The organism is Vibrio sp. L85, assembly GCF_963871815.1.
Classification (GTDB): Bacteria; Pseudomonadota; Gammaproteobacteria; order Enterobacterales; family Vibrionaceae; genus Vibrio; species Vibrio harveyi.
The window spans coordinates 1-876 of sequence record NZ_CAWMYL010000156.1; the positions used below are offsets into that span (position 1 = coordinate 1).

An 876-nucleotide genomic window follows, 5' to 3' on the forward strand; every position below is an offset into this window, starting at 1 on the left:
TTCATGCCGCCTGTTTTTCCTGCTCATTGGCACGTTTCGCAACCTGTTCTCATTGCGGACACCTTTTCCAGCCTCGTTTGGAAAGTTTCATTGCCAGACGGGACTCCTGCAATCGTCAAGGGATTGAAACCTATAGAAGACATTGCTGATGAACTGCGCGGGGCCGAATATCTGGTATGGCGCAATGGGAGGGGAGCAGTCCGGTTGCTCGGTCGTGAGAACAATCTGATGTTGCTCGAATATGCCGGGGAGCGAATGCTCTCTCACATCGTTGCCGAGCACGGCGACTACCAGGCGACCGAAATTGCAGCGGAACTAATGGCGAAGCTGTATGCCGCATCTGAGGAACCCCTGCCTTCTGCCCTTCTCCCGATCCGGGATCGCTTTGCAGCTTTGTTTCAGCGGGCGCGCGATGATCAAAACGCAGGTTGTCAAACTGACTACGTCCACGCGGCGATTATAGCCGATCAAATGATGAGCAATGCCTCGGAACTGCGTGGGCTACATGGCGATCTGCATCATGAAAACATCATGTTCTCCAGTCGCGGCTGGCTGGTGATAGATCCCGTCGGTCTGGTCGGTGAAGTGGGCTTTGGCGCCGCCAATATGTTCTACGATCCGGCTGACAGAGACGACCTTTGTCTCGATCCTAGACGCATTGCACAGATGGCGGACGCATTCTCTCGTGCGCTGGACGTCGATCCGCGTCGCCTGCTCGACCAGGCGTACGCTTATGGGTGCCTTTCCGCAGCTTGGAACGCGGATGGAGAAGAGGAGCAACGCGATCTAGCTATCGCGGCCGCGATCAAGCAGGTGCGACAGACGTCATACTAGATATCAAGCGACTTCTCCTATCCCCTGGGAACACATCAATCT

Annotated in this window: 1 protein-coding gene; it reads left to right on the plus strand. The window is 55.4% G+C overall.

What is annotated here, in order from left to right; translation table 11 throughout:
- A partial coding sequence (locus tag AACR11_RS15525) for an APH(6)-I family aminoglycoside O-phosphotransferase (protein ID WP_223295742.1) occupies positions 1 to 834 on the plus strand: 834 nt, incomplete at its 5' end.
- Positions 835 to 876: the final 42 nt, after the last annotated feature.